The organism is Thermophilibacter gallinarum, assembly GCF_014982725.1.
GTDB classification, from domain to species: domain Bacteria; phylum Actinomycetota; class Coriobacteriia; order Coriobacteriales; family Atopobiaceae; genus Thermophilibacter; species Thermophilibacter gallinarum.
Map to the genome: position 1 here is coordinate 840371 of NZ_JADCJZ010000001.1, position 8117 is coordinate 848487.

At 58.4% G+C, this 8117-nt stretch carries 8 protein-coding genes; all 8 read left to right on the forward strand.

Going from position 1 to position 8117, the window contains the following annotated elements:
- The first annotated feature begins 2 nt into the window (after nucleotides 1-2).
- On the forward strand, nucleotides 3-1139 hold the full coding sequence (rffA, locus tag INF26_RS03935) for a dTDP-4-amino-4,6-dideoxygalactose transaminase (protein ID WP_193529398.1): 1137 nt from the start codon (nucleotides 3-5) through the stop codon (nucleotides 1137-1139).
- Nucleotides 1126-2094 carry a glycosyltransferase family 2 protein gene (locus INF26_RS03940; protein WP_193529399.1) on the forward strand — a complete coding sequence of 323 codons (969 nt, stop codon included), beginning with the start codon at nucleotides 1126-1128 and terminating at the stop codon, nucleotides 2092-2094. The genes rffA and INF26_RS03940 overlap by 14 nt, the downstream gene beginning before the upstream one ends.
- A complete protein-coding gene (locus INF26_RS03945) occupies nucleotides 2072-3370 on the forward strand; it encodes an ATP-grasp domain-containing protein (protein ID WP_193529400.1) in 1299 nt (432 codons plus the stop codon). The genes INF26_RS03940 and INF26_RS03945 overlap by 23 nt, the downstream gene beginning before the upstream one ends.
- Nucleotides 3363-3758: a transporter gene (locus INF26_RS03950; RefSeq protein WP_193529401.1), complete on the forward strand. Its 396-nt coding sequence runs from the start codon at nucleotides 3363-3365 to the stop codon at nucleotides 3756-3758. The genes INF26_RS03945 and INF26_RS03950 overlap by 8 nt, the downstream gene beginning before the upstream one ends.
- Nucleotides 3755-4108 carry a multidrug ABC transporter gene (locus tag INF26_RS03955; RefSeq protein WP_193529402.1) on the forward strand — a complete coding sequence of 118 codons (354 nt, stop codon included), beginning with the start codon at nucleotides 3755-3757 and terminating at the stop codon, nucleotides 4106-4108. Before INF26_RS03950 ends, INF26_RS03955 begins: the two co-directional genes overlap by 4 nt.
- Before the next feature lie 23 nt (nucleotides 4109-4131).
- Entirely contained in the window at nucleotides 4132-5172 is a 1041-nt protein-coding gene (locus tag INF26_RS03960; RefSeq protein WP_193529403.1) for an NAD-dependent epimerase/dehydratase family protein, read from the forward strand.
- 14 nt (nucleotides 5173-5186) lie between these two features.
- Entirely contained in the window at nucleotides 5187-6416 is a 1230-nt protein-coding gene (locus tag INF26_RS03965) for a type III PLP-dependent enzyme domain-containing protein (RefSeq protein WP_193529404.1), read from the forward strand.
- Between the two features lie 143 nt (nucleotides 6417-6559).
- The coding region (locus INF26_RS03970) for a GH25 family lysozyme (protein WP_269747146.1) at nucleotides 6560-8117 on the forward strand (1558 nt) is incomplete at its 3' end.

Sequence of the window (8117 nt, forward strand, 5' to 3'; positions counted from 1 at the left end):
AGATGATTTCGTTTAACGTCCCTCCGTACGTTGGCACGGAGCTCGACTACGTGCGCGAGGCCGTGACAGTCAACCGCAAGATCTGCGGCGACGGCTCCTTTACAAAGCGCTGCGACGGGTGGATCGAGGAGAGGTTCGGGGCACAGAAGGCACTGCTCACGACAAGCGGCACGACGGCGCTCGAGATGGCGGCGATTCTCTGTGACATTAAGCCCGGAGATGAGATCATTCTCCCTAGCTTCACCTTCTCCACCACGGCGACCGCCTTCGTGCTCGTGGGCGCTAAGCTCGTCTTCGTCGACATTCGCCCTGACACCATGAACATCGATGAGGCAAAGATCGAGGCTGCCATTACTGACCGCACGCGCGTCATCGTTCCCGTCCACTATGCCGGCGTCGCCTGCGAGATGGACACGATCATGGACATCGCCCGCCGCCACAGCCTTCTTGTCGTGGAGGATGCCGCCCAGGGGGTGATGAGCACTTATAAGGGGCACGCGCTTGGGACCATCGGCGATTTTGGCTGCTACTCGTTCCATGAGACCAAGAACTACTCGATGGGTGAGGGAGGTGCGCTCGTCATCAACCACGAGAAGTACAACGAGCGCGCTGAGATTGTCCGCGAGAAGGGGACCAACAGGCAGCGCTTCCTCCGCGGTCAGGTGGACAAGTACACTTGGGAGGAGTACGGAAGCAGCTACCTTCCGAGCGACATGAATGCGGCGTACCTCTGGGCCCAGCTCGAGGTTGCCGACAAGATCAACGAGGACCGCCTCTCAACCTGGGATGCGTATCACGAGGCATTCCTCCCTCTCGCGAAGCGCGGTCTCGTGGATCTTCCAACGGTGCCTGCGGAGTGCGCCCATAACGCGCACATGTTCTACCTCAAGTGTCGAGATCTCGAGGAGCGCACCAAGCTGATTTCCTTCCTTGGGAGGCGCGGGATCAGTGCCGTCTTCCACTATGTGCCCTTGCACTCCTCTCCCGCCGGGCTTCGCTATGGGCGCTTTGCGGGCGAGGATACCTTCACTACGTCCGAATCAGATCGTCTCGTGCGCTTGCCCCTGTACTACGGGCTGGCCGAGAGCGACCGCGATGCCGTCATCAACGCCGTCAGGGAGTTCTATGGCAGGAAGTAACCTCAAGGCAGGGGGGAGACTCGTCTCGGTAGTCATTCCGTGCTACTACTCCGAGCTCACTATCGAAAAGGTCGTTACCATGACCCGAGACGTTCTCGTTTCGAAGGGGTATCGTTACGAGTTTGTACTCGTGAACGACGGCTCGACCGACGGAACCTTCGACCGTATTCGCTCGCTCTGCAAAGATAACCCGTCAATTATCGGCGTCAACTTCGCCAAGAACTTTGGCCAGCACAGCGCCATCATCGCCGGCCTCAGGTACGTTCATGGAGACTACGTCATGTTGATGGACGACGACATGCAGACCCATCCCTCCCAGTGCGGACTGCTGCTCGATGAGATTGAGAAGGGCGAGCATGATGTCGTCTTCGCCCAGTACCCGCAGCACAAGGAGGCTCTGTGGCGTCGTCTCGGGTCCGATTTCACGCTGTGGACTATGAGGGTGCTCACCGGTCGTCCCAAGGGCATTGAGGCGAGTAACTTCCTCGTGATGAAGCGCTTCGTCTCCGATGAGATGATCAAGTATGACGGGCCCTACGTCTACATCCAAGGCCTCATGTTTCGTACGACCCACAATATGGTCAACGTCACGGTCAAGCACTTCGAGCGCGAGGTTGGCACGTCGGGGTATACGCTCAGGACCCTCGTCCGCTTGTGGTCAACGGTACTCAACTTCTCGATGGTTCCGCTCAGGCTCGCCTCCATCGCCGGTGCGGTCCTCGGTCTGCTCGGACTGGTCTGGGCGGTGCTGCTCGTGGTGCAGAAGTTGCTTGACCCCTCCATCCAGACGGGATGGAGCTCGCTCATGGTGACGATCATCCTCTGCTCGGGCATCATCATCCTTTTCCTTGGACTCATCGGCGAGTATCTCGGTCGGCTCACGATGACCGTGAGCAAGACGCCCCAGTACGTACTTAAGGAAGTTATCGAGGATGGGGGAGACGAAGATGCGTGAGACTAGTCATCGCCTCGTTGTTCTGGGGTCTATGGACGAGTTTGTTGAGCTCGTTCGAATGGCTCAGCGTCGTGGCATCTATGTAATAGTGTGCGACGGCTACGAGAACGGACCCGCAAAGAGAGTGGCTGACAAGGCGTACACCATTGACGTGAGGGACACCGAGGCTGTGGCGAAGATGTGCGCGCGAGAACGTGCCGACGGAATCATCTCGTCCTTTTCGGACGTCCTCGCCGAGAACCTTGTCGCGATTGCCGAAAGAACGGGTCTCCCCACCTATCTGGACTCCGAGCATCTCCGCTTCCTACGCGACAAGGTGCTTATGAAGGGCATGTTCGATGAGCTGGGGGTCCCGCATCCCAAGTCGGTGATGGTGCGCAGGGAAACCGCGCCGGAGGATCTTGAAGACCTCCGCTTCCCGTGCGTCGTCAAGCCGGTGGACGCCTACGGCTCCCACGGCATCCACGTCATCGACGGGCCCGAGGAGGCTATCGAGTACTTTGACGAGACCTCCTCGTTCTCTGACGCGGATTACATCATCGCGGAGGAGTACAACGACGGGTTTGAGTTCAACATGATGAACTGGATCGTCGACGGCGAGCCCGTGGTCCTTGAGATCGCGGACCGCGAAAAGTCGCACGAGATTGCTCACGCCACACCCCACGTGAGCAGGATCGTGTATCCCAGCCGACTCACGGACATTGTCATTGAGGAAGCCCGCGACATAGTCTCCAGGGTCGCGCGTTACGTCGGGATGGAAGACGGACCACTCTGCATGCAGTTCTTCTGGAGCGAGGGCCGGGGTCTACAGGTGTGCGAGTGCGCCGGAAGAATTTTTGGGTACGAGCACGAGCTTCTTGAGCTCGCCTCGGACGTTTCGGTTGAGGAGCTTCTTCTCGACTACGTCTACGATCGAGATCGTGTTCGCGAAAGGCTGGCCGGGCATTCCCCGTATCTGGACCGCGTGAGCGCCGGACTCTACTTTCACGGGTACGAGGGCTCCATCGCGTCGATCGAGGGTCTTGAGGAGGCGGAGAGTATGCCCGAGGTGCGTGACGTCCTTTCGTACTATGCCCCCGGCGAGTTCATCCGCCATGGAGTGGGCGACAAGCCCTATGTTATAAGGATCTACCTTGCCGCGGGCTCGTACGAGGAGATAGATGATGTCACGAACCGCCTTTTCGACGTCGTTCGGGTGAGGGCCGAGGACGGGTCGAACCTGCTGTATCACAGCGAGATGGTCGCGTATGACGGGGTCTGGCGCAGCCATGAGTGAAGGCTTCGGCAATGGTGTGAGGCGGCGGGCGAGTGCGGGCATCTTCGCTGCCCTTCACGTGCTCCTCCTCGTCTACTCGCTTTCGGGCATATTCAGCAAGCTTGCCTCCTCGCAGCCCTTCCTCAGTTTCGAGTTCGTCGCGCTTTACGGGTGCATGCTTCTCGTGCTCTTTGTCTATGCCATTGCGTGGCAGCAGATTATCAAGCGACTCCCGCTTTCTGTCGCGTTTGCCAATAAGGCGGTGACCGTCGTCTGGGGAATCGTCTGGGGCTTTATGTTCTTCCACGAGCAGGTTACCGCCAGCATGGTCGTGGGAGCCGCGATTGTTATGGCGGGTGTCGTCCTGTACTCCACCGACGGGGACGAGAAGGACGGTGAGGAGAAGTGAGCGCCGGGCTTCTCGTCTTCTCCGGAATCTATCTCTTCGGCGTCTTCATAAGCGCCGTCTCGCAGGTTCTCCTCAAGAAGTCGGCGATGAAGGAGCATGACTCCGTGCTGGCAGAATATCTCAATCCGCAAGTCATTTTCGCGTACGCCATCTTCGTGTGCGCGACCCTGCTCTCCGTCGTCTCCTATAAGGTGGTGCCCCTGTCCTTAGGCCCCATACTCGAGGCCACCAGCTACATCTACGTTACCTTTTTCGGTGTGGTTATCTTTGGGGAGCGGATTACGCGAAGGAAGGCGCTTGCCCTCGCGCTTATCGTGGGCGGGATTTTGGTCTATTCACTGGGAGTTTAGGAATACCAACCAAGGGAGTGATGATGGACAAGAAGAAAATCGTTGTCTTCGGCGCAACAGGAACGCTCGGCCTCTACACGACCGACCACCTTGCCTCCGAGCTCTCCGACGAATGGGAGGTCGTTGCCACGGGAAGGCACCCCGTCGCGTTCTTCGGCGCAAGGTACCCCGGCAAGGTTTCCTATGCGCAGGTTGACATCGATGACGAGTCCACCTTTGGGTCGCTTCCCGACGAGGGCGTCTATGCCGTCGTGCATTTTGCGGGAGCTCTTCCCGCCTACATGGAGGGCTATGACCCTCGCGCGTACGTGCAGTCCAACGTCATGGGGACGCTCAACGTTCTCGAGTACGCCCGTCGCAGCGGAGCGACGAGAATCATCTATACCCAGACGATCTCGGACTACGACGGGTACTTCAACGAGCTGACGGAGCTTATGGACGACATGCCCCGCCGCGTCCCCCTTACGGGAGACCACTCCGTCTACGCGATCACTAAGTGCGCCGCCGAGGACATCTGCAGGAACTACGAGCGGGAGTACGGCATTGCGTTCTTTGGGCTGCGACTCCCCAACATCTACTGCTACATGCCCGAGATCAAGACCCTCTACCATGACGGCAAGCCCGCGACCAGCTCGTATCGCCTCATGATCAAGCGCGCTCTCGAGGGCAGGGACCTCGAGGTCTGGGGAGACCCCGAGAAGGGCATGGACCTCATCTACGTGAAGGACTTCTGCCAGATGGCCTGGCGAGAGCTCTTCGCCGACCCCGGCGTAAGCGGAATGTACAACGTTGGCACCGGGAGCATGACCTCCCTGGACACGCTCGTTTCGACGATCATCGACGTTTTTGGCGCCGGTGACCCCGCCCCGAAGAAAGACTATCGACCCGAGATGCACGACTGCGTCAACTACTTCATGAACGTCGACAAGGCGAGGAGAAACCTCGGCTATGAGCCCAAGTTCGGCCCGAGGGAGCTCTTTGAGGACTACAAGACCGAGATGGCCCTCAATAGGTTCTCCGACTTCTTCGTTGAGCGCTACGGCGACTCGGCTGCGTACTGCTAGGGCAAGGGGGGTCCATGTTTTCCAGAGAGCAGCTCGAGGGGCTGGCCACGCCCTGCTTCATCTTTGACGCGGAGGAGCTCGAGAAGAACCTCCTCGATTTCTCTCGCGCCCTGGCCGAGTCATGGGGACCGAGGTCGTGCGTGGGCTACTCGGTCAAGACAAATCCCTTCCCGTGGATTCTCGACGAGGCCCGGAAGTGCGGGTGCATGGCAGAGGTCGTCTCCGACGAGGAGTATCACCTCGCCCTGTTGCGCGGCTTCTCACCGGACCAGATCATCTTCAACGGCCCGGTGAAGGGGAGGGAGTGGTTCCGCTTCGCCGTCCGGAGCGGCTCTGTCGTCAACGTGGATTCCCGCCGGGAGATCAGGTGGCTGAGGGAGCTCTCTGAGGAAGGGGATGCGGATATTCGAGTGGGGGTGCGCGCTAACATCGACCTCGAGAGGTTCTGTCCCGGACAGACGATCGGTGGCTCGGAGCCGGGCAGGTTCGGCTTCTGCTATGAGGACGGCGACCTCGCCTGGGCAATCAGTGAAATCAGGGGGATTCCCGGCGCTCGCGTCGTGGGCCTCCACATGCACGTGACGACGTACGGCCGGTTCCCAGGGACGTATCGCGTGCTCGCCTCCCATGCCGCAAAGATCATCGATGACTATGCCCTCGCCGAAGACCTCGCCTACGTCGACATGGGCGGAGGCTATTACGGTGGCGGCAAGCGTAACGAGGGCAAGTACGAGGAATATGCGCGCGCCATCTCTGAGCAGCTTTCGGGCTTGGATAGGAATCGCGTCTCGCTTTATGTCGAGCCCGGCGGGGCGGTCATCTGCACGCCCGGGTATTACGTCGGCCGCGTCGTCGATGCCAAGGACGTCCGAGGAACGCGGTTCGTGGTGAGCGAGCTCTCCCGCCTGAACATCGACCACGAGATGAAGAAGACCTCGTATCCCATGGAGCTCTTTACTGCTTCTCAGGGGATTGTCGCCAAACAGGAACTCTGCGGGTTTACTTGTATGGAGAGCGACAGGATGTGCGAGCTCCACGACAGCGCGGAACTTGCCGAGGGAGACATTGTTCTCATCAAGTTTGCTGGCGCGTACTCTATGAGTTTCACCCCGGGCTTCTTCATCGAGGACGCGCCGGCAGTTTATTCCTACAGGAACGGATTGTTTGGACTTTTACGGCCCTGTTTCAATAAGATGCCCCCATCCGAGGGCATCATTACAAAAGGGGTTGATGAGCTTGTCTAGCCGATCAACCATCTCAGTCCATCCCGTTGCAGACGTTAACCACTGATGGCGGTTCGATCCCGCAATGTATGTATATACTTGCCTAATGATGCCCAAAATGCGTCATATCTCTGTTCGGAGCCAACGCGTGATGAGGAGTGAGCATGTACTTCTCTATGAGAATATCTGTAAGTCTCTTCTTGGTGGCCGCTCTTCTTATGGCCGGCGCATCTCCTGCCTTTGCGAGTGAAATCCTGTCGCATGGGGGCGAGCTCTCTGCAGCAGAACAACCTGACGGTATGCTCGACACGGATTGTGAGCATGAGCTTACAGAAGTGCTTGATGCATTGGAGGTGCCTGAGGAAAACGGTGCACAAGGAGACGATGTTAAACAGGCTGGTGATGCTATCGGCACGAGCGTGAATGAGCCTGTCACGGAAGTGTCTGACTCTGCGGAGGAGCCCCCCCGGGAGCACGAGACTCTGTATCTGCCAGAGTCTCTGTCCTTAGATGCTTGCTACGAGGAGCTCAAGGCTTACGCCAGTAAGTACTATGACGACATGCCCAACCCCCGCCAAATGTCTGCTGCAGATGGGATTCAGAGCTTTGCGACGTCTCCATATTGGGACGATACAACGTTTTATAATGGTGATGGGACCGTTTATCTTGATCATGCGGCGCGCGTTATCGACGTGTCTGAATGGCAGGGCGTAATTGACTGGGACCAGGTTAAAGCATCAGGGGTGGACGCGGCAATCATTCGCATCGGGTATGGTACTGGTAATGAGGATGATTATGCAGCCAGGAACATCGCAGAGTGCGAAAGACTCGGGATTCCATATGGTCTCTATCTGTATAGTTACGCCTATGATGATGCTTTTGCAAAAGAAGAGGCGATTTGGACGGCGGCACTGATTGACCGATATGGGGCTGATCCCACGCTTCCGATTTTTTATGACCTTGAAGAGTGGACGTGGACAGGCCATACGCCCCCAACTGAAGTCAGCGTCTACGAATCCATTGTGTCAGCCTATGTTGATACGCTTAAGTCTTACGGCATTGGCAATGTTAACGTATACAGCTACACGAGCTATCTTCAGGGACCGCTCAATTCTCCTAAGATCTGGCGGCTGACTTCGTGGGTTGCGCAGTATAACTATCGACTTACATTTGCCAATCCATATGAGCCGTCGTTTCATGGGTGGCAGTATACAAGTAGTGCTTCCATTCCTGGTATAATTGGTGGTGTTGACCAGAGTGCATTTACGCCGTTCAATGCCCCAGATACCTCTGAACCTGGATGGCAGGTTTTTGGCGGCCGGACCTACTACTACGACGCCAGGGGCGAGATGGTGCGCGGCTGGCTCGACCTCGACGGCAAGCGCTACCGCCTCGACATCGACGACGGCCACCTCTGGACCGGCTGGTACACGGTTGACGGCCTGTGGTACCGCGCCGACGACTCGGGGGCTGTCACGCCCGGCTGGGCCTCCCTCGACGGCCGGACCTACTACTACGACGCCAGGGGCGAGATGGTGCGCGGCTGGCTCGACCTCGACGGCAAGCGCTACCGCCTCGACATCGACGACGGCCAGCTCTGGACCGGGGCCTTTACGGTTGACGGCAGGTGGGTCCACGCCGCCGGCGACGGTGTGGTCAAGGTGGGCTGGCATGACCGTGGGGGGCGGCGCTACTACTCCGACCCCGAGGGCTTCGTCTTGT